Raw genomic sequence first — 18,956 nt, 5'->3', positions numbered from 1 at the left:
ATTGACTCCATGCTCACTGGTTCGAATACAGTGTGGCTGCACCGAATATAACCGAGGAGCGATGACCATGACAGACCAGTCGGGATACTTGTTGATGCACGCCGCGATCCGGGGAGAGCTCGACCGGCTCGCCGAGTTCGCCGTCAGCGCCGCCGCCGGGCGGCGCCGGCCGGGGCCACGCCAGCTCGCCGCCCTGCGCGCCCACGTCGGCGACGTGATCGACGCCATTCACCATCACCACACCGGCGAGGACGGGTTCCTGTGGCCGATGCTGCTGGAGGCGACCGGCCCCAACGCCGAGCTCGAGGCGCTCAGCGGCGACCACGGCGAGCTGGACCCGTTGATGGACGCCATCCGGTCGGCGCTGGAGACGCGGGACTTCGCCGCCCTGCAAGCGGCGTCGGTGCGGCTGCGGGACCTCATGGTCGAGCACCTCGCCGAGGAGGAGGCCGTCGTCGTGCCGATCGTCGCGGAGCGGATCACCCCGCAGCGGCACGCCGCCATGGAGAAGGCGATGCGCAAGGCGCTGCCGGTGCGGATGGGGTTCGTCGTGCCGTGGGTGATGGCCGCCGACGCCTCCCTGGCCGAGCGGGTGCTGCACACCGGCGGGCTGCCGCTGCGGCTGATCCTGGCCGCCACCCGCGGCCGGTACACCAGGCGCCTGCAGGACGCGTACGCCGACCTCGCGCCCGCCGAGCCGGTCGTCTCGATGACCGCCCGCGCGGAGGTGGTGATCCCGGTCCCGCCCGCCGAGGTGTACGCCGCCGTCGCCGACGTCACGCGCATGGGCCGCTGGAGCCCCGAGTGCTACCGCTGCGAATGGGACGACGCCGCGACCGGTCCCGTGCCGGGCGCGCGCTTCCGCGGGTCGAGCCGCAGCGTCGGCGTGCGCTGGACCCGGGAGTGCGTGGTGCTCGCCGCCGAGCCGGGCGTGGAGTTCGCGTTCCGGACCCTGCGCCGCGGCCGCTTCCCCGACAGCACCACGTGGCGCTTCGCGCTGACCGCCGTGCCCGGCGGGACGCGGCTGGTGCAGACGATGGCCCTGAGCGCGGGCCGTGGCGTGCTCGCCTTCGAGCGGCTCAGTGGCCGGGGCGCGGCGATGCCGCAGGCGATGGCGGCCACCCTGGACCGGATCCGCGCGGACCTGACTAGCAAACCGTACGTACGTATTGTTTAATGGCGGCGTGCTTCCAGAACCCGGCCCACTGCGGCTGCTCGCCGGTGCGACCCTGATCAACACGTTCGGCAACGGCGTGTCGATGACGTCGATCGCGCTGTTCCTGACCCGGTCCGTCGGGCTGAGCGTGCGGGAGACCGGCCTGGCGCTGACCGTGACGGCGCTGGCCAGCCTGGTCGCGAGCGCGCCGATGGGCTACGTCGCGGACCGCCGCGGACCGCGCGGCGTCCTGGTCGCCGGGCTCGTCGTCCTGGCCGTGGGGTCGGTCGCACTGGTCACCGTCGACGGGTTCGGGTCCTACCTGCTCGTCGGGGTGCCGATGGCGATCGCCGACGCGGCCCAGCGGGCGGCCAAGGGCGCCGTCATCGCCGGCGCGGTCCCGGCGGACCGGCGCGTGCACACCAGGGCATACCTGCGCTCGGTCACCAACGTCGGGATCGCCGCCGGTTCCGCCGTCGCGGGCGTCGGGCTGGCGATCGACACGCGGCCGGCGTACCTCACCCTGATCCTGCTCGACGCGGTCACCTACGCGGCCGCGGCGCTGGTGTTGCGCGGGCTGGCCCCGGTGCCGGCCGCGCCCGCCCGGGAGACGGGTCCCCGGCTGGTCGCGCTGCGGGACCGGCCGTTCCTGGCGTTCGTGGTCCTCGACGGGCTGATGGCGACGCACTTCGGGCTGTTCGAGGTGGCGCTGCCGCTGTGGATCGCGCACCGCACCGACGCGCCGCGCTGGCTGATCGCGGTGCTGTTCCTGGTCAACACCACGGCGGTGGTGCTGTTTCAGGTCCGGGCCGCCCGCGGCACGGAGTCGCTGTCCGGCGCCGCCCGGGCCTCGCGGCGGGCGGGGCTGGCGCTGTTCGCCGGGTGCGCGCTGTTCGCGGTGAGCGGTGGCACCAGCATGCCGGCGACGGTCGCGCTGCTGGTGCTCGGCGCGCTCGCGCACGTCACCGGCGAGCTGTGGCACTCCGCCGCCGGGTGGGGCATCTCGTTCGGGCTGGCCCCGTCCGACGCGCACGGCCAGTACCAGGGCGCCTACTCGATGGGCATGCAGCTGGGGCAGATGCTCGCGCCGTTCGTGGTGACCAGCCTGGCGGTCGGCTGGGGCGCACCGGGCTGGCTGCTGCTGGGCGCCGTGTTCGCGGTCCTCGGCACCCTCGTCCCGCCGGTCGTCGCCTGGGCCCGCCGGACCCGCCCGCAGGTCGCCGAGCCGGTGCCCGCTTAACAGATGCCCTTGTCGCGGGTGCGGACGACCGCGTCGCTCTCGCGGATGATCGTGCCCGGCAGGGACGGCGTCGGATACGGCGAGCCGGTGATCTTCGACAGGGTGTCGGCGGTCTGGTCGGAGACGGCGACCGCGGCGTAGCGGAACTCGGTGCCGCCGTCGTCGTCGCCGCCGGTCACCACCCGGCTGCTGGTCCAGGTGTGGTCCGGGCCGAAGATGACGGGCTGCTCGTAGAACCAGACGGTGTCGCGCTGGTACCGCACGAAGATGAGCACCCGTCCGGTCTTCGGCGCGTCACCGTGCCCGGCGAGGTTGTCGCACTGGTCGACGGTGCTCCGCGCGTCGAAGGTGAACGCGACGGGCGCAGGGCTCCTCGTCGGTGTCGGCGACGGCGGCGGGGGTGGCGGCGGGCCGGTCGGCCCGACCGAGGGGGAGGGTGAGGGTGACGGTGACGCAGAGGCTCCGGACCCGCTCGGCGACGGGGTGACGGGCTCCTGTACGGGGGTCGCCGACTGCCCGGTGACCGACGGCGACGGCACCGGCCCGCCGAACCAGCCGACGACCTGCGCCACGTTGACCCCGAGGACCTGCACGCACGCGGCGGGCCCGGCCAGCACGACCGCCGCCGTGCTGGCGATCGCCGTCCACCGCGCGACACGACCCGTGCGCCCACCACCCGCAGGCGCTGCCGGCGGTGGATCCGCAGGTGGTCCCGGCGGTGGTCCCGGCGGCGGATCCGCAGGTGGGCCCGGCGGCGGTTCGGCGGGCGGGGGCGTGGGCGGCGGCGAGTCCTCGTCGGGCGACACGGCGTGAAGGTTAGGCGACGCAGCGTCGCCCGCGGCACCGCCGAAAGGCCGCCCCCACCCCGTGCGGACGGCGCACTCCATTGTGGACGGGTGGCCCTTGCCCGGAAGGGACCGCTCAGCGCCGGGTGAGGCCGGTCAGCTCCCGATACGCCGCCACGATCGAACGGGTCTGCGACGCCAGCTCGCCGGTCTCGTCCGGGGGAGTGACGACCGGCGGGACGACCAGGCCCAGCGAACGGTCCGCGCTGCGGATCGCCTCGACCGCGGCCACCACCGCCCGCTCGTCCCGGACCAGGTCGACGCACTCCCCGGCCAGGGTCTCCAGCGCCGACACCCGGGCGTCCACCGCGCCGGCGAGCTCTGTGAGGGACGCCCGGAGCAGGGCCTGCCGCTGCGCCAGCTCGTCGCGCAGCGGCGCTGCGGCCCGGGAGCCGGCCGGCAGCCGGGCCGCGGCCCGGGACAGCTCGGCGAGCTGCTCCTGGAGGTCGGCCCGGTCGTGCAGCAGGCCGGCCAGGGTCCACAGCGACCCGGCCAGCTCCCGGCTCGGCGTCGACACCTGGACCAGGTCCCGCAGCCGCGGCCACAGCATGAGGATCGTCTGCGCGGCGCTGAACGCCCCGGCGAACACCCCCACCTCGGCGGGCCGGCGCAGGATGCGGTGCCGGTCGCCCCAGCGCCGGTCGAGCGCCGACCGGCCACTGCGGTAGCCGGCGCCGCACAGCGCCAGGCCGGCCACCCCGATCGGTGCGCCGACGAACGGTGTCAACAGCGCGGACAGCGCGACGGTCGCCCCGGCGACGGCGACGGTCCCGGCGCCGGTCAGCGCGCGCAGCCCGGCGTTGCCCGGCGGGTCGGGGCGCAGCACCGGCCGCCCGGAGGGGACGAGGTGGATGACGCCGCCGCGACCGGCCCGGGACACCGGCCCGGCCAGGGTCGGCTCGTCGAGGGCGACGAGGCAGCCGCCGGCACCGTCGAGCACGACGAACAGCAGGTCGTCCGTGGCCACCCGCTCAGTGTATCGACGCCCGGGGCCGGGCGCGTGACCCGTAGAGTGCGGCAATGGGTCATCCCGCGCTGCGCGACGCCGTGAGCACCCCGTTCTGGCTGGACCGGACGCTGCCCGACCCGCACCCGCCGCTGCGGGGGGAGACGACCGCGGACCTGGCGGTGGTCGGCGGCGGGTTCAGCGGGTTGTGGACGGCGCTGCTGGCGAAGGAGCGCGACCCCGGGCTCGACGTCGTCGTCCTGGAGGGCCGGCGGATCGGCTGGGCGGCCACCGGGCGCAACGGCGGCTTCTGCGCGGCCAGCCTCACCCACGGCCTGGCCAACGGCGTCGACCGGTTCCCGGACGAGATCGAGACCCTGGAGGAGCTCGGCCGGGCCAACCTGGACGGGATCGAGGCGACGCTGCGGCGGCACGGGATCGACTGCGGCTTCGAGCGCACCGGCGAGCTGTCGGTGGCGACCGAACCATGGCAGGTCGGCGGGCTCCTCGAGGGCCTCGAAACCTCACGGCGGATGGGCCGGCGGGTGGAGTTCCTCGACCGGGACGCGATCCGCGCGGAGGTGCGGGCGGCCACCTACGAGGCCGGCGTGTGGGACCGCGACGGCACCGCGATGCTCGACCCGGCCCGGCTGGCCTGGGGCCTCGCCGGGGCCTGCGCCGCGCTCGGCGTGCGCTTCCACGAGGGCACCCGGGTCACCGGAGTGCACAGCACGGGCAGCGGGCTGCGGTTGCGCACCCCGCACGGCACCGTGACCGCGGCCAGGGTCGCCCTCGGCACCGGCGCGTTCCGCTCGCCGCTGCGCCGGGTCCGGCCGTTCATCGTCCCGGTGTACGACTACGCCCTCATGACCGAGCCCCTCACCGAGGCACAACGGGCCTCCATCGGCTGGGCCGACCGGCAGGGCATCGGCGACAGCGCCAACCAGTTCCACTACTACCGGCTCACCGACGACAACCGCATCCTGTGGGGCGGCTACGACGCGGTGTACTACAACGGCGGCGGCATCCGCCCCGCGTATGACCAGCGCCCATCGACGTCGGACAAGCTCGCGGCACACTTCTTCGAGACGTTCCCGCAGCTGGACGGCGTCCGGTTCACCCACGCGTGGGGTGGGGTCGTGGACACGTGCTCGCGGTTCTGCGCGTTCTTCGGCACGGGGTATGCCGGCCGCCTCGCCTACGCCGCCGGGTTCACGGGTCTCGGCGTCGGCGCGACCCGCTTCGGCGCGCAGGTGATGCTGGACCTGCTGGCCGGCGAGCCGACCCCGCTGACCAGGCTGCGGATGGTGCGCTCCAGGCCGGTGCCGTTCCCGCCGGAGCCGGTGCGCTCCGGCGTGATCCAGCTGACCCGCTGGTCGATCGCCCGGGCCGACCGCGATGAGGGCCGCCGCAACCTGTGGCTGCGCACCCTGGACCGCCTCGGCCTGGGCTTCGACTCGTGAGCCCTGAGGACGCCATGGCCGCGGCAACGACGATCGTGAACGCGAAGGTGTTCGACGGGACCGCGTCGCGGGACTGGACGTCGGTCCGGTTCGCCGGCGGGGTGATCACCGGGTGCTCGGCGGCCCCGATCGCCCAGGACGGCGACGAGGTGATCGACGCGGGTGGCGGGACGGTGCTTCCCGGTCTGATCGACACGCACGTGCACCTCGTGCCCGGCGCCCTCGCGCAGTCGTTGACGTTCGGCGTCAGCACCGTCCTGGACATGTTCAGCAAGCCCGACCTGGTGGCCAGGGCCAAGGAGGAGGCCCGGTCCCGTCCCGACGTGGCCGACGTGCGCTCCTCGGGCATCGGCGCGACCGCGCCCGGCGGGCACCCGTCGTTGATGTACGCCCCGATCCCGACGCTGACCGCCGCCGCCCAGGCCGAGCGGTTCGTCGCGGACCGGGTCGCCGAGGGCTCGGACCACCTGAAGATCATCTCTGGGGTCGGCGGCCTGTGGCCGGCGCTGGACCCCGGCACGATCACGGCGCTGGTGGCCGCCGCGCACGACCGCGGCCTGGTTGTCGTCGCGCACGTGAGCTCGGCGGCCGGGGTCGAGGAGGTCGTGTCCGCCGGCGTCGACGTGGTGGCCCACGTCCCCGCGACCGGCGAGCTGGACCAGGCCCTGGTCGAACGCATCGCCGCGGCCGGCATCGCGGTCGGTCCGACGCTGGCCACCATCGAGAACACGCTCGGTGAACCGGGCGGCGCGGCGGTGGCGGCGGACCCGCGGCTCGCCGAGGCGCTCGGGGACGCCTGGACCCGCCGGTTGACGTCGGGTGTACCGAGCTGGAGCGGCCGGCGGATGCCGCCGTACTCGCGGGCCGAGGGCACCGTGCGGCGGCTGGCCGAGGCCGGGGTCACGCTGCTGGCGGGCACCGACGCCCCGAACCCGGGGACCGTGTTCGGGGCCAGCCTGCACCGGGAGCTGGAACTGCTGGTCCGGTGCGGCATCAGCCCGGCGCGGGCGCTGGCCGCGGCGACCACCGAACCGGCCCGCGTGTTCGGCCTCCCCGACCGGGGACGGGTCGCGGTCGGGCAGCGCGCGGACCTGGTCCTCGTGTCCGGTGACCCGTTGACCGACATCACCGCGACCCGCGCGATCCAGCGGATCTGGCGCGCGGGCACGGCTTGCGACCGGCGCGCCTTCGTCGCGAGCGCCGCCGAGGCGGAGCAGCTGGACGCCTTCGACGCCCAGGTCGCCAAGGCCGTGGCAGCCGTGCGCGGGCGCCGGTCCAACACCGGACCGGGAAACGCCTGAACGCGGCGGCCGGTCAGGGGCCGGTGGCCACCGGGCGGTCCGGGTCGGTGATCCAGTCGCTCCAGGATCCCGCGTACAGCCGGGGCGTGAAGCCGGCCAGTTCCAGGGCGATGATCTCGTGCGTCGCGGTCACCCCGGAGCCGCAGTAGGCCGCGACCGGCCGGTCGGCGGTGACGCCGAGCGCGGCGAACCGCTCCCGGAGCTGGGCCGGCGGCAGGAACAGCCCGTCGGCGTCGCTGTTGTCGAACGTCGGCGCCGACACCGCGCCCGGGATGTGCCCGGCGACCGGGTCGAGCGGCTCGACCTCGCCGCGGAAGCGGGGCCCGAGCCGGGCGTCGAGCAGGACCCCGCCCTCGACGAACGCCGGCACCTGCGCGGCCGTCAGCAGGTCGTCGCGGGGTTCGCCGGCGGTGAAGTCGCCGGCCGGCACCGGCACCGGGTCGCCGGCCTCGACCGGCCGCCCGGCGCGGATCCACGCGGCGATGCCACCGTCCAGGACCCGCACTTCACGGTGCCCCCAGTGCCGCAGCATCCACCACAGGCGGCCGGCGACGGAGGCGTCCCGGTCGTCGTACACCACCACGCTTGAATCGTCGCCGACCCCGAGGCGGCGCATCGCGGCCTGGAACGCCGCCGCGGAAGGCAGGGGGTGCCGCCCGCCGGCGCCGGGTGGGGCGGCGAGGTCGGTGTCGAGGTCGACGAACCGGGCGCCGGGCAGGTGCGCGACCCGGTACCGCTCGAGCGCCGTCGGCGGCTGCGGGGTCCAGCGCGCGTCGAGCAGCGTCACGCCGTCCCGGACATCCCCGACCTGCACGAGCGGATCCATCGGCCAGCCTCCAACGCTCGACGAAAGTACGATCCTATGCGCCCGCGCCGCCGGCTCGTCCCGGGAACGACGCCGGACGTTCGCGCCACGTGGCTGTCAGGTGGTTGACGCCGCCGGATATGTTCGGGGGCATCATCGAGACGGGGAGATGTTTCTTGGCTATCGCGTGGCGTCGACTCATCCGCCGGGCCGCCACGAGCCCGGGCCGTCTCACCACGCTGACGGCCGTCGTGGTCGTGCTCGGCCTCGCGTTCGGCCTGGCCGGGGTGCTCGCCATGCGGGCCAGCGTCGGGCTGGTCAGCGACGTGACGGACCGCAGCGGGCCGCTCAGCCTCCAGGCGCAGGACATCTACCGGTCGCTGTCCGACGCCGACGCGACCGCGGCCACCGCCTTCCTCGGCAACGGTGTCGAGCCGGCCGAGCTGCGCAAGCGCTACCTGGACGACATCGCCAGGGCCTCCTCGGCGCTGACCGTCGCGCTGCACAGCGCGGAGGGGCGCAGCGCCACGGCGCTCGGCGTCCTGGTCCGGCAGATCCCCGTCTACACCGGCCTGGTCGAGTCGGCCCGCACCTACAACCGGCAGGGCATCCCGCTCGGCGGCGCCTACCTGCGGGAGGCGTCGGCGCTGATGCGCCAGACGATCCTGCCGGCGGCGCAGGAGCTGTTCCGGGCCGAGGCGACCCGCCTGTCCGACGCGCAGCGGGCCGTGGCCCGGTGGCCCTGGACGGTGACCCTGCTCGGGCTGGCGCTGCTCGGTGTGCTGGTGCTGACCCAGCGGTACCTGATCCGGCTGACGAACCGGCGGCTCAACCGGGGCATGGTCCTGGCGACCGTCGCGGCGCTCGTCGCGTTCGGCTGGCTGGCGATCGCGGCCAGCGGCGCGGCCGGGCACATCAGCGACGGCCGCGACGGTGGGTCCGAGCAGGTCGGACTGCTCGCCGAGGCGCGGATCACGGCCCTGCAGGCCCGCGCCGACGAGGGGCTGACGCTCATCGCCCGCGGCGACGGCAAGGCGTTCGAGGACGACTTCAAGGTCATGATGGAGCAGCTCGCGGGCAAGGACGGCAAGGGCGGGCTGCTGCAGCGGGCGCACCAGGAGGCACCCGACGACGCGGCGCGCGCGGCCGTGCAGCAGGCCCAGCAGCACGCCGCGGAGTGGCTGACGGTCCACCAGAAGGTCCGCGAGCTGGACGACGGCAGCCAGCACGCCGAGGCGGTCAAGCTCGCCACCGACGGTGACGCCAGCGCGGCGAGCGCCGCCGGCCGGCTCGACGCGGCCCTCGCCGAGGGCATCGCCGGCGGCGGGCGGCGGTTCGACCGGGCCGCGGCCGGCGCCGGGGACGCACTCGGTGGCGCCGACATCGCCGTCGCGCTGCTCGCCCTTGCCGTCGCGGCGGCCGCCGCGTTCGGCCTGAACCAGCGGATCGCGGAGTACCGATGAGAAAAATCGTCGCCACCCTCGCCGTGGTGTTCGTGCTGGCGGGATGCGGTCAGGACCCGGCGACCCCGGCGGTGGACAGCACGGCCGCCGCCGCGGTGCCGCGCCCGCTCAACGTGCAGGACCCCGCGCAGTCGCCGGCCCCGCCGTCGACGTCACCGCCGGCGTGCGACGTCCGCGCCAGCCTCCGGCCGCCGGCGACGCTGCCCGCACCCGGGAAGATGCCCGCCGGCTCCACCATGGCGAAGATCGTCGAGCGGGGCCGGCTCATCGTCGGCATCGACCAGAACGCCTACCTCACCAGCTACCGCGACCCGAGGACCGGCGAGGTCGTCGGCTTCGAGATCGACCTCGCCAAGGAGATCGCCAGGGCGCTGCTGGGCAACCCCGACGCCATCCAGTGGCGGGCGATCACCACCGCCGACCGGATCCCGGTCCTGCAGCGCGGCGAGGTCGACATGGTCATCCGCACGATGACCTCCACCTGCGAGCGGCGCCAGCAGGTCGCGTTCTCCACCGAGTACCTGACCTCCGCCCAGCGGCTGCTGGTCAACAAGGGCTCCGGCATCGACGACTTCGACGACCTCGCCGGCCGCAAGGTGTGCGCGACCCGGGGCAGCACCAGCATCGTCACGATCATGAAGCAGCCGTCGAAGCCGATCCCGGTCGCCACCGACAGCACCCTGGACTGCCTGGTGCTGCTGCAGCAGGGGCAGGTCGACGCGGTGTCCACGGTGGACGTGCTGCTGATCGGCCTGGCCGCGCAGGACCCGTCCACCGAGGTCGTCGGCAAGCCGGTCAGCGACGAGCCGTCCGCCGTCGCGATGCGCCTCGACGCGACGGACCTGGTCCGGTTCGTCAACGGCGTCCTGGACAAGGTCCGCGCCAGCGGCAGGTGGACGGCGATCTACAGCCAATGGCTCGGCACGGCGCCCCCACCCCCGCCCGCGAAGTACCTGGACTGACCGGGACATGAAAGCGGACACCGACCGCGCGGTCGCCGACCTGGCGGCCGCGCACGACCGGCTCGCGGCGGCGCTGTACGCGGTGGACGTCCACCCGGCACAGGCGCTGCTGCGCGGCGTCGAGCTGCGCGGCGCCACGGCCCGGCTGTGGTCCGGCGTCGACGTCGCGCGGCTGTGGGCCGGGTTCGTCGCCATCCGTGCGGTCCTGGACCGGCTGCGCGACCTCACCGGCCGGTCCCGCGACGCCGATGCCGCCCGCATCTTCGCGGCGCCGGTGCCGGTCGACCCGGTCGACGGCCCGCGCGGGCTGCCGAGCCTGCCGCCCGTGGCGTTCGTCGCCGAGCTGGAGCGGCAGTGCGCCGCGACCGTCGACGTCCTCGACCGGATCGGGGCGGCCAGGGCGGCGCTCACCGAGCGGCTCATCGAGCTGGACACCGCGCTGGAGGCCGCCGTCGCCGCGCACCACCGCCTCGGCGCCGATCACACCCCGACCACCGGACCGCTCCAGCAGCGGCTGCAGCAGGTGTACGCCCAAGCCGTGCCCGACCCACTCACCGTCGACGAGGCGGCCTGGTCGGCGCTGCGTGAGGAGCTCACCCGCACGGTCCGGCAGCTGTCCGAACTGGCCGCGTTGCGCACCGCGCTCCCGGCCCGCCTCACCCGCCTCGACATGCTCCTGGACGCGCTCGCCGCGGCGGAGCAGCGGGCGCACCGCGCCCATGACGCCGCCGTCGCGAAGATCGCCGACCCGGGGCTGCCGGAGACCACCGACGCGCACGGCCGCTGGCAGGCCGCGGTCGCCGACCTGGTCCGCGCCACAGACGCGCTCGACCTCGCCGGCTGGCCGGCCCTCGACCGGCGCATCACCGCCCTCGACCGCGACCTGACCGCCGCCGTCACCGCCGCCGAGGACCGGGTCGCGGCGGCCACCGGCCTGCTCGACCGGCGCGAGGAGCTGCGCGGCCGGCTGGAGGCCTACCGGGCGAAGGCGGTCCGGCTCGACCGCGTCGAGGAGCACGACCTGACCGAGCGGTACCGTGCCGCCCGCGACCTGTTGTGGGCGGCACCGTGTGACCTGCGGGCGGCGACCAGAGCCGTCTTCGCGTACCAGCAGGCGCTGTCCGGCGCCGCCGAAGGGAGTGCGACATGAGTCAGTGCACACGTGCCGGCTGCCCGGGCACGTACGACGAGGACGGGTACTGCGACGAGTGCGGCCACAAGCAGGCCGGCGCCGCCGCACCCGCGACCGAGGCCTCGACGCCGTCGGTGTCCGGCCGCACCTCGTCCTCCGCGCGCACCACGGGCCGGGGCCGGGGCGCCGCGGCCCTGGTCGCGCTGCCGTCGATGCCGCGCCGCGACCCCGCCGGTGCGGTCCTGCCCGACCCGCAGGTCCCGGAGCACCGCCGCTTCTGCGGCACGTGCGAGCAGCCGGTCGGCCGGTCCCGCGACGGCCGGCCCGGCCTGGCCGAGGGGTTCTGCACGAACTGCCGGACCCAGTACAACTTCCGGCCGTCGCTGCCGCCCGGCGCCGTCGTCGCCGGCCGGTACGAGGTCCTCGGCGCCATCGCCCACGGCGGGCTCGGCTGGATCTACCTGGCCCGCGACCGCAACGTCGGCGACGAGGTCAGCGACCGCTGGGTCGTCCTCAAGGGCCTCATCGACTCCGGTGACGCCGACGCCACCGCCGCCGCGATCACCGAACGGCGGTTCCTCGTCGAGGTCGACCACCCGTCGATCGTGAAGATCTACGACTTCGTGTCGCACCCCGACCCGCGCAGCGGCGACCGGGTCGGCTACATCGTCATGGAGTACGTCGGCGGCCTGTCGCTGCGCGACATCTTCCTCGCCCGGCCGGTGACCGGCGGGGTCCGCCAGTCGCTGCCGTTGCCGCAGGTCATCGCCTACGCCCTGGAGATCCTGCCGGCGCTGGGCTACCTGCACGAGCGGGAGCTGCTGTACTGCGACTTCAAACCGGACAACGCGCTGCACACCGACCAGCGGGTCAAGCTCGTCGACCTGGGCGCCGTGCGGCGGGTCGACGACGACGTCAGCGCCGTGTGGGGGACCGTCGGCTACCAGGCGCCGGAGGTCGCCTCGGTCGGGGCTTCCGTCGCCTCGGACCTCTACACCGTGGCCCGGTCGATGGCGGTGCTCAGCTTCGACTTCCGCGGGTTCACCACCACGTTCGTCGACCACCTCCCGGACCCCTCGACGGTGCCGCTGCTGGCCCGCGAGGAGTCCTACCACCGGCTGCTGCTGCGGGCCACCGACCCCGACCCGGCCCGCCGGTTCGTCTCCGCCGCCGAGATGGCCGAGCAGCTTACCGGCGTGCTCCGGCAGATCCTCAGCGCCGCCGACGGCCAGCCCCGGCCGAGCGTGTCGAGCCAGTTCACCGGTGAACGCACCGCGTTCGGCACCACGGCCGGCGTCATCACCGCCGAGGCCGGGCCGACCAACGGGGCCCGGGCGATCGCCGGCCCGGCCCGCCCCGCCGGCGCCGAGGTGGTCGCGGCGCTGCCGGTGCCGACCGTTGACCCCGCCGATCCGGGCGCCGCACTGCTGGCCACGATGCAGACGGCCGACCCGGTGGTGCTGCAGGAGGCGCTGAAGTCCGTCGGCGCGGACGGGATCGAGGTCGCCCTCGCCGTCATCCGGGCCCGCATCGCCGCTGGTGACCTCGACGGCGCCGCCGCCGACCTGGCCGCGGTGGCCGAACCCGACTGGCGCGTCGACTGGTATCACGGCATGGCCGCCCTCGCCGCCGGCCGGCCCGGCGAGGCCAGGGCGGCGTTCGAGGCCGTCTACGGTGCGCTGCCCGGAGAGCTGGCCCCGCAGCTCGCCGTCGCGGCCGCCGCGGAGGCGGCCGGTGACACCGACACCGCCCTGCGGCACTACTCGGCGGTCTGGCGCACCGACCGGTCGTTCGTCAGCGCCGCGTTCGGCGTCGCCCGGATCCTCGCCGAACGCGACGACCGGCCCGGCGCGGTCGCGACCCTCGACGCGGTGCCGGACAGCTCCAGCCACAGCGTCCCGGCGCAGGTGGCCGCGGTCCGGGCCCGGCTCGCCGCGCCGCCGGCCAGCCTCGCGGAGGCCGACCTGCTCGACATTTCCGGCCGGGTCGAACGCCTCAGCCTGGACGCCGAACGCCGCGCCCGGCTGACCGTCGAGACGCTGCGCACCGCACTGGACTGGGTCCGGGCGGGCAACGCCGGCACGGCGACGGTGCTGACCCACCGGCTGGCGGAGCGGGACCTGCGGACCGGACTGGAACGCGCCTTCCGGGTCCTGGCGAAGGTCGCACCGGACCAGCAGACCCGCATCGACCTCGTCGACGAGGCCAACCGGGTCCGGCCGAGGACGTGGCTGTGACGGCCGCCTGCCCGTCCTGCGCGGCGCCCACCGTGGACGGTGACCACTACTGCGAGTCCTGCGGCGCGGACCTGGCCGCCCCGGCCGAGCAGTTCACGCTGCAGCCGTCCGCCGGTCCGCTCTCCCCGCCGGTCGAGGCGTTCGTCGAGCCCGCCCCGCCGCCGTCGGCGTCCACGGGCGAGTGGCGCTCGTCGAAGGCGGCGGCAGGCCCGTGCGCGGCGTGCGGGGCGACGGCCGGTGCCGACGGATACTGCGACGGCTGCGGGCTGCGCCGCGACGCCGGCAGCGAGCACGCCGAGCACGACCTGCCGGGCGTGGTCGCCGTCACCGACCGGGGGCTGCGCAAGCGGCGCAACGAGGACGCGTACGCGATCGGCGTCGCCGGCGGCCGGCGCGCCGTCGTCGTCTGCGACGGCGTGTCCAGCGCACCGGACTCCGACGCCGCCGCGACCACCGCCGCCGTCGAGGCGATCGAGGTGCTCGTCGGCGGCGGCGACATCACCGGGGCGTACCGGTCCGCGTCGGTCGCGGTCGCGAAGCTCGCCGGGTCGGCCGCCGCCTACGACGCGCCGGCCTGCACGTTCCTCGCCGCGGTCGTCGAGGACGGGCAGTGCACCGTCGGGTGGGTCGGTGACAGCCGGGCGTACTGGCTGGACGGCGACGGCGCCCGCTGTCTCACCGTCGACGACTCCCTGGCCGGGCAGCTCACCGCGGCCGGGGTCGACGCCGACGCGCTGCGGCTGTCCGCGCAGGCGGCGGCGCTGACCCGGTGGCTCGGCGCCGACGCGCCCGCCGGGGACCCGCACCTGACCACCCTGCGCCCCACCACCGCCGGGGTGCTCCTGCTCACCAGCGACGGGCTCACCCGGTACCCCACCTGGACCGACGCCATCGACGGCGACGGCGACGCGGCCGAGCTCGTGCGGCGGCTGACGAACTTCGCCCGTGCCGCCGGCGGCGCCGACAACATCGCCGTCGCCGCCGTCCCGTTCGACCCATCGAGAGGAGCGCCGCAGCCATGACCGACGAGTCCAGCGGTGTCGTAGCGGAAGTCTTCCAGAACGAGTACCTGCCCGAGGGCGCGTCCGTCGCCGACGCCGTCGTCACCATCACCGCCGGGGCGGGCGCCGGTCGCACCGTGGGGGCCGGGGCCTCCGCCGCCGAGGTCATCATGATCGACTGCTCCGGGTCGATGAGCGGCGAGCGGCTCGTCCAGGCCCGCAAGGCCGCGGCGGTCGCCGTCGACACCCTGCGCGACGGCGTCGCGTTCGCGGTCGTCGCCGGCACCGACTGGGCCCAGATGGTGTATCCGGACGTGCAGACCCTCGCGGTCGCCAACGACGACACCCGCTACGCCGCGCGGCAGGCGATCCGGCACCTGAAGGCCGGCGGCGGCACCCAGATCGGCACCTGGCTCACCCTCGCCCGCGAGCTGTTCCTGGCCAACCCGGCCGAGATCCGGCACGCGATCCTGCTCACCGACGGGCGCAACGGCGAGTCCGCCCGCACCTTCCAGGCCGTGCTGGACCAGTGCACCGGCCTGTTCGTCTGCGACAGCCGCGGCGTCGGCCAGAACTGGAGCGCCGCCGAGCTCATCAAGGTCGCCGACGCGCTGCTCGGCACCGCCGACGGCATGAAGGACCCGGCCGGCCTCGAGGAGGACTTCCGGTCCATGATCGAGGCCGCGATGGGCAAGACCGTCGCCGGTGTCGCCCTGCGCCTCTGGACCCCGGCCGGGGCCCGGATCCGCTTCGTGAAGCAGGTCCATCCCGGGATCCTCGACCTCACCGACCGGCGCACCGACGTCAGCGCCCGCGTCGGCGACTACCCGACCGGCGCGTGGGGCGCGGAGAGCCGCGACTACCACCTGGCCATCGAGCTCGACCCGGACACCGTCGGCGCCGTCGGCGAGGAGAAGCTCGCCGCCCGAGTCAGCGTCGTGCGCGGTGAGGAGGTCCTCGCCAAGGGCCTCGTGCGGGCCGTGTGGACCGACGAGGAGGCCAAGTCGACCCGGCTCAACAAGCGGGTCGCGCACTACACCGGCGCCGCCGAGCTGGCCTCCGCGATCCAGGAGGGGCTCGCCGCCCGCGAGGCCGGCGACACCGCCACCGCGACCGCCCGGCTGGGCCGCGCCGTGCAGCTCGCCACCGAGGCCGGCCGGTCCGACACCGTGCAGCTGCTGGCCCGGGTCGTCGAGGTGCAGGACGCCCGGACCGGGACCGTGCAGCTCAAACGCCGCTCCGAGAACAAGGACGTCGACATCGACGCCGAGATCGCGGCGCTCGAATCCCGCAGGACGACGCGCGTCCGCACGAACTGAAGGAGCGCCCGATGGCCACCTGCCCGAAGGGTCACGAGTCGGAGACCACCGACTACTGCGACGTCTGCGGCGCCGCCATGACGGCGGCACCCTCCGGGCAGGCGCCGCCGGCCGTCCAACCGACGTCGGCGCCGGTCCGGATCACCGTGTGCCCGGAGTGCGCGACGCCGATGACCGGGCGGTTCTGCGAGGTCGACGGCTTCGACGCGCTGGCCGCCCCTCCCGACGCCGCGCTGGAGGCCGTCCTCGCCTCCGAGCCGGTCCGGGCCGCCTCGGCCGGCGCCGGTACGGCCGGCGCGGCCACGCCGGACGCCACCACGTCCGGTGCTGCCACTTCGGGTGCTGCCACTTCGGGTGCTGCCACTTCGGGTGCTGCCACGTCGGGTGCTGCCACGTCGGGAGCGGCCGGGCCTGGTGCGGTGACGTCCGGTCGGGGGCTGGACGCCACCGCGTCGAACAGCACCGCGACGAACGGCACCGCCGCCGCCGTGGGCTGGCACGTGGTGGTCTCCGCCGACCGGGCCCACTTCGACCGGGTCGAGGCCTGGAACGGTCCCGACCCCACGATCTCCTACCCGCGGTTCTGCCCCGAGCGCCGGTTCGCGCTCACCGGCGAGCAGGTCCTCATCGGCCGGCGCAGCCGGTCCCGCGGCAGCTACCCCGACATCGACCTGGCCGGCCCGCCCGAGGACATCGCCGTGTCGCACCTGCACGCCCTGCTCGTCGCGCAGCCGGGCGGCGGCTGGGCCGTGGTCGACCTGCGCTCCGCCAACTGCACGTTCGTCAACGACGCCGCCGATCCCATCCAGCCCGAGCTGCCCGTCCCGCTCGCCGACGGCGACCACATCCACGTCGGCTCGTTCACCCGCATCACCGTGCACGCCAGGCCGCTCTGACCGCCCACCGCCCACCGCCCACCGTCCGCCGGGCGGGGCGGCGTCAACGGACCTGGCCGGCGGGCGGGGCGGACACCGGCGGCCGGCCGCGTGCATCATACGGGGATGACCCGAGCGCGCGACGCCGTCATCACACTGCTCTGCCTGATGATCCTGGTCCCACTGATGGTGCTGTCGACCGCGCTCGCCGGGTTCGATTCCCGGCACTGGTCCGGCATCTCGTTGTCCGCGATGCAGCTGCCGTGGCTCGACAGCAGCCCACGAGGGTCCGACACCCGGCCATCGAACATCGACGAGGTGACCGACACGCTGATTGCGATGGAGGACCACGGGTGGGCCGAGATCTACGGCGGGCAGGACGGTCGGATCTACATCACGACCAGGCGGTTGAGCCCGTCCCTGTTCCCCGATCTCGGTGACCGGTTCGACGGCGACGAGGTCGGTGTGATCTACAGCCCACTGATGCCCGAGGTCAGCCTGGACGGGCCGGGTGACGGCTCCGGCACCGGGACGTGGTGGCAGCGCACGGATCCGCTGGGCACCTGGGTCACGCTGATGTTCGGCTTTCCCTGGCAGCTCGGCACCGCACTGCTGCTGACCGCGATCGTGTGGACGCTCATCCTGCGCCGGCGCCACAGCAGGCGGGCGTCGGCACCACAGCCGACCGCTGCACCGTAGGAGTGCTTGTCCATCGACGCGACGAGCGGCTCAACCAGCCCTTCAGTTCTGCCAGAGGAAGCGGCCCTCCAGGAGATCGGGCGACAGGAAGACGTAGCCGATGCCGCCATCGCCGAAGTTGATGGGAAAGGGCAGCCGGTCGGCCTCCAACTGCACCAGGAAGCGGTAGCCCTCGCCCGGGACATCGGCATTCTGTAACCATGCCGGCTCACCACCGGAGAATTGGAAGTCGCCGACGTCCTGCGTTGCCAGCACGATCCGGTGATCGGCGGCAACCGTTGGTCCGGTCGCCTGCGCCGATACCGAAATCGGCCGCGGCTCGGCGGAGCCGTAGACCGAGACCATCGGCCCATAGACCTCCAGCAGCGGCAGACGGCCGTTGCGCTGCACGATCACGGCGTTCTCGCCGCCTTCCGCCTCCCAGGCGTAGTCAACGTATTCGGTAGCGTCGGTCATGAAGACGTACGCCATCCCGGCCGGGACTTCGAACTGCGCGATGAACGTCATCGGCGTGCCGTGATTGCGCGAGATGGGCCACTGCGGCTGTTCGAGCCACGTCGGCTGGCCGCCCACCTTGGCGATCGGTGCGGTGATCGGTTCGGCGGTCGGCTCTACTGTGAAAAAGCGACGATCCGACATTCCCTCTCCGATTCCTGAAGACTCACGGCCGAGCATCCAACGCCAGTCAGGATGCCGCCGGCGGCGAGGCGTCAGGCTCGGCGCGGTAGGCGAGCCCGGCGGCGTCCAGCGCGGCTCGCAGGTGTCGGAGGGCGTAGGGCCCGACGCCGTGGAGTGCCCGCACCTCGCCCTCGCTGAGCATGGCCACCTGTTCGAGCCGGACCACGCCGTGGGTGGTGAGCGCGCGGGTCGCGGCTGCGCCGAGGTGTGGCAGCGGGGTGCCCGGTTCCGGTGCCGGCCGGTCCCGGGTGGTGCGGGGATGTCCCTCGTGGTCCAGGACGGCGGCGCCGCGGGGCGAGAGCCGGTAGCCGATGTCGAGTGATTCGGTCAGGCCGCGTTCCTTCAGTTTGCGCACGTTCTGTTTGAACGACGGGGTGTCGCGGCCCATCCGCTGGGCGAGGTCGGGGGCCCGGATGGCCGGCAGTTCGTCGATCAGCAGCAGCGTTGCCCGCGTCCAGGGCCCGGTGGGTGCGGCGCGGTCGAGCCGGTCGAGGCCCGCGATGATCGCGTCGATCTCCGCGGTGTCGGGCACCGCTTCCCGCAGTGTGTGCCGTGGGTCCGTGCCCGCATACCGCAGCCCGATCCGATACACCGGCCGTTCGGGGTGCAGGCGGTCCAGGCCCTGCCGGAGCGCGGCCAGTGACGCCGCGCCGGCCCGGCGGGCGTCCGCGCCGGTCAGCGAGCTCACCGGGACGCGGTCGACGGACGTGATCTCGACCAGTCCGACCGCGGTCCGCATCTGGGTGCCGACCCTGACACGTGGCTGTTCCCATCGACGGAACGCCACGTCGACCTCGCCGGCACGGATCGCTGCCAGTTCCGCTGGACGCATCT

17 protein-coding genes are annotated in these 18,956 nt (G+C 74.7%); 12 read left to right on the top strand and 5 right to left on the bottom strand.

Annotated features, from left to right (window positions below; all coding sequences use genetic code 11):
• Positions 1 to 67: 67 nt before the first annotated feature.
• Both Dsi01nite_RS10900 and Dsi01nite_RS10895 read left to right on the top strand, forming a co-directional pair.
• Positions 68 to 1,177, top strand: coding sequence for an SRPBCC family protein (locus Dsi01nite_RS10900; protein WP_203845969.1), 1,110 nt, complete (start codon positions 68 to 70; stop codon positions 1,175 to 1,177).
• 7 nt (positions 1,178 to 1,184) lie between these two features.
• Complete coding sequence (locus tag Dsi01nite_RS10895; RefSeq protein WP_239135821.1) at positions 1,185 to 2,396, top strand: MFS transporter; 1,212 nt, start codon at positions 1,185 to 1,187, stop codon at positions 2,394 to 2,396.
• Here the strand turns inward: Dsi01nite_RS10895 and Dsi01nite_RS10890 are convergent.
• Complete coding sequence (locus Dsi01nite_RS10890; RefSeq protein WP_203845968.1) at positions 2,393 to 3,013, bottom strand: hypothetical protein; 621 nt, start codon at positions 3,011 to 3,013, stop codon at positions 2,393 to 2,395. The genes Dsi01nite_RS10895 and Dsi01nite_RS10890 overlap by 4 nt on opposite strands.
• A 304-nt stretch (positions 3,014 to 3,317) precedes the next feature.
• Positions 3,318 to 4,208, bottom strand: a complete 891-nt coding sequence (locus Dsi01nite_RS10885; RefSeq protein WP_203845967.1) for a hypothetical protein — start codon at positions 4,206 to 4,208, stop codon at positions 3,318 to 3,320.
• Between the two features lie 53 nt (positions 4,209 to 4,261).
• On the opposite strand from Dsi01nite_RS10885, the gene Dsi01nite_RS10880 reads away from it, so the two are divergent.
• Positions 4,262 to 5,650 (top strand): NAD(P)/FAD-dependent oxidoreductase, encoded by a 1,389-nt coding sequence (locus tag Dsi01nite_RS10880; RefSeq protein WP_203845966.1) that lies wholly within the window; start codon positions 4,262 to 4,264, stop codon positions 5,648 to 5,650.
• Complete coding sequence (locus tag Dsi01nite_RS10875; RefSeq protein ID WP_203845965.1) at positions 5,647 to 6,951, top strand: amidohydrolase family protein; 1,305 nt, start codon at positions 5,647 to 5,649, stop codon at positions 6,949 to 6,951. The genes Dsi01nite_RS10880 and Dsi01nite_RS10875 overlap by 4 nt, the downstream gene beginning before the upstream one ends.
• Before the next feature lie 13 nt (positions 6,952 to 6,964).
• On the opposite strand, the gene Dsi01nite_RS10870 is transcribed toward Dsi01nite_RS10875, so the two are convergent.
• Entirely contained in the window at positions 6,965 to 7,777 is an 813-nt protein-coding gene (locus Dsi01nite_RS10870; protein WP_203845964.1) for a sulfurtransferase, read from the bottom strand.
• Between the two features lie 155 nt (positions 7,778 to 7,932).
• On the opposite strand from Dsi01nite_RS10870, the gene Dsi01nite_RS10865 reads away from it, so the two are divergent.
• The 8 genes from Dsi01nite_RS10865 to Dsi01nite_RS10830 all read left to right on the top strand — a co-directional run bounded on the left by Dsi01nite_RS10865 (position 7,933) and on the right by Dsi01nite_RS10830 (position 17,444).
• Positions 7,933 to 9,219 carry a GlnX family signal transduction membrane protein gene (locus Dsi01nite_RS10865; protein WP_203845963.1) on the top strand — a complete coding sequence of 429 codons (1,287 nt, stop codon included), beginning with the start codon at positions 7,933 to 7,935 and terminating at the stop codon, positions 9,217 to 9,219.
• Entirely contained in the window at positions 9,216 to 10,181 is a 966-nt protein-coding gene (locus Dsi01nite_RS10860) for a glutamate ABC transporter substrate-binding protein (RefSeq protein ID WP_203845962.1), read from the top strand. Before Dsi01nite_RS10865 ends, Dsi01nite_RS10860 begins: the two co-directional genes overlap by 4 nt.
• A gap of 7 nt (positions 10,182 to 10,188) precedes the next feature.
• Complete coding sequence (locus tag Dsi01nite_RS10855; RefSeq protein ID WP_203845961.1) at positions 10,189 to 11,331, top strand: hypothetical protein; 1,143 nt, start codon at positions 10,189 to 10,191, stop codon at positions 11,329 to 11,331.
• The gene (locus Dsi01nite_RS10850; protein WP_203845960.1) at positions 11,328 to 13,550 is read left to right on the top strand and encodes a serine/threonine-protein kinase; all 2,223 of its coding nucleotides are present in this window, start codon (positions 11,328 to 11,330) and stop codon (positions 13,548 to 13,550) included. Before Dsi01nite_RS10855 ends, Dsi01nite_RS10850 begins: the two co-directional genes overlap by 4 nt.
• The gene (locus tag Dsi01nite_RS10845; RefSeq protein WP_203845959.1) at positions 13,547 to 14,572 is read left to right on the top strand and encodes a PP2C family protein-serine/threonine phosphatase; all 1,026 of its coding nucleotides are present in this window, start codon (positions 13,547 to 13,549) and stop codon (positions 14,570 to 14,572) included. Before Dsi01nite_RS10850 ends, Dsi01nite_RS10845 begins: the two co-directional genes overlap by 4 nt.
• Positions 14,569 to 15,870, top strand: coding sequence for a VWA domain-containing protein (locus Dsi01nite_RS10840; RefSeq protein WP_203845958.1), 1,302 nt, complete (start codon positions 14,569 to 14,571; stop codon positions 15,868 to 15,870). The genes Dsi01nite_RS10845 and Dsi01nite_RS10840 overlap by 4 nt, the downstream gene beginning before the upstream one ends.
• A gap of 11 nt (positions 15,871 to 15,881) precedes the next feature.
• The gene (locus tag Dsi01nite_RS10835) at positions 15,882 to 16,766 is read left to right on the top strand and encodes an FHA domain-containing protein (protein ID WP_203845957.1); all 885 of its coding nucleotides are present in this window, start codon (positions 15,882 to 15,884) and stop codon (positions 16,764 to 16,766) included.
• 105 nt (positions 16,767 to 16,871) lie between these two features.
• On the top strand, positions 16,872 to 17,444 hold the full coding sequence (locus tag Dsi01nite_RS10830; protein WP_203845956.1) for a hypothetical protein: 573 nt from the start codon (positions 16,872 to 16,874) through the stop codon (positions 17,442 to 17,444).
• A 42-nt stretch (positions 17,445 to 17,486) separates the two neighbouring features.
• Here Dsi01nite_RS10830 and Dsi01nite_RS10825 read toward each other — a convergent pair whose 3' ends face one another.
• The gene (locus Dsi01nite_RS10825) at positions 17,487 to 18,083 is read right to left on the bottom strand and encodes a YwqG family protein (RefSeq protein WP_203845955.1); all 597 of its coding nucleotides are present in this window, start codon (positions 18,081 to 18,083) and stop codon (positions 17,487 to 17,489) included.
• A 46-nt stretch (positions 18,084 to 18,129) separates the two neighbouring features.
• Positions 18,130 to 18,954 (bottom strand): hypothetical protein, encoded by an 825-nt coding sequence (locus tag Dsi01nite_RS10820; protein WP_239135820.1) that lies wholly within the window; start codon positions 18,952 to 18,954, stop codon positions 18,130 to 18,132.
• Positions 18,955 to 18,956: the final 2 nt, after the last annotated feature.

The organism is Dactylosporangium siamense (assembly GCF_016862795.1).
Lineage (GTDB): Bacteria > Actinomycetota > Actinomycetes > Mycobacteriales > Micromonosporaceae > Dactylosporangium > Dactylosporangium siamense.
This window is presented reverse-complemented; position numbering and strand designations above follow the sequence as displayed.

Bases quoted from the DNA above. Each gene is read 5' to 3' on its own strand.
- Dsi01nite_RS10840 (WP_203845958.1), top strand. From the start codon at position 14,569: ATGACCGACGAGTCCAGCGGTGTCGTAGCGGAAGTCTTCCAGAACGAG.
- Dsi01nite_RS10830 (WP_203845956.1), top strand. From the start codon at position 16,872: ATGACCCGAGCGCGCGACGCCGTCATCACACTGCTCTGCCTGATGATC.
- Dsi01nite_RS10820 (WP_239135820.1), bottom strand. From the start codon at position 18,954: ATGCGTCCAGCGGAACTGGCAGCGATCCGTGCCGGCGAGGTCGACGTG.
- Dsi01nite_RS10860 (WP_203845962.1), top strand. From the start codon at position 9,216: ATGAGAAAAATCGTCGCCACCCTCGCCGTGGTGTTCGTGCTGGCGGGA.
- Dsi01nite_RS10900 (WP_203845969.1), top strand. From the start codon at position 68: ATGACAGACCAGTCGGGATACTTGTTGATGCACGCCGCGATCCGGGGA.
- Dsi01nite_RS10850 (WP_203845960.1), top strand. From the start codon at position 11,328: ATGAGTCAGTGCACACGTGCCGGCTGCCCGGGCACGTACGACGAGGAC.
- Dsi01nite_RS10870 (WP_203845964.1), bottom strand. From the start codon at position 7,777: ATGGATCCGCTCGTGCAGGTCGGGGATGTCCGGGACGGCGTGACGCTG.
- Dsi01nite_RS10855 (WP_203845961.1), top strand. From the start codon at position 10,189: ATGAAAGCGGACACCGACCGCGCGGTCGCCGACCTGGCGGCCGCGCAC.
- Dsi01nite_RS10880 (WP_203845966.1), top strand. From the start codon at position 4,262: ATGGGTCATCCCGCGCTGCGCGACGCCGTGAGCACCCCGTTCTGGCTG.
- Dsi01nite_RS10835 (WP_203845957.1), top strand. From the start codon at position 15,882: ATGGCCACCTGCCCGAAGGGTCACGAGTCGGAGACCACCGACTACTGC.
- Dsi01nite_RS10825 (WP_203845955.1), bottom strand. From the start codon at position 18,083: ATGTCGGATCGTCGCTTTTTCACAGTAGAGCCGACCGCCGAACCGATC.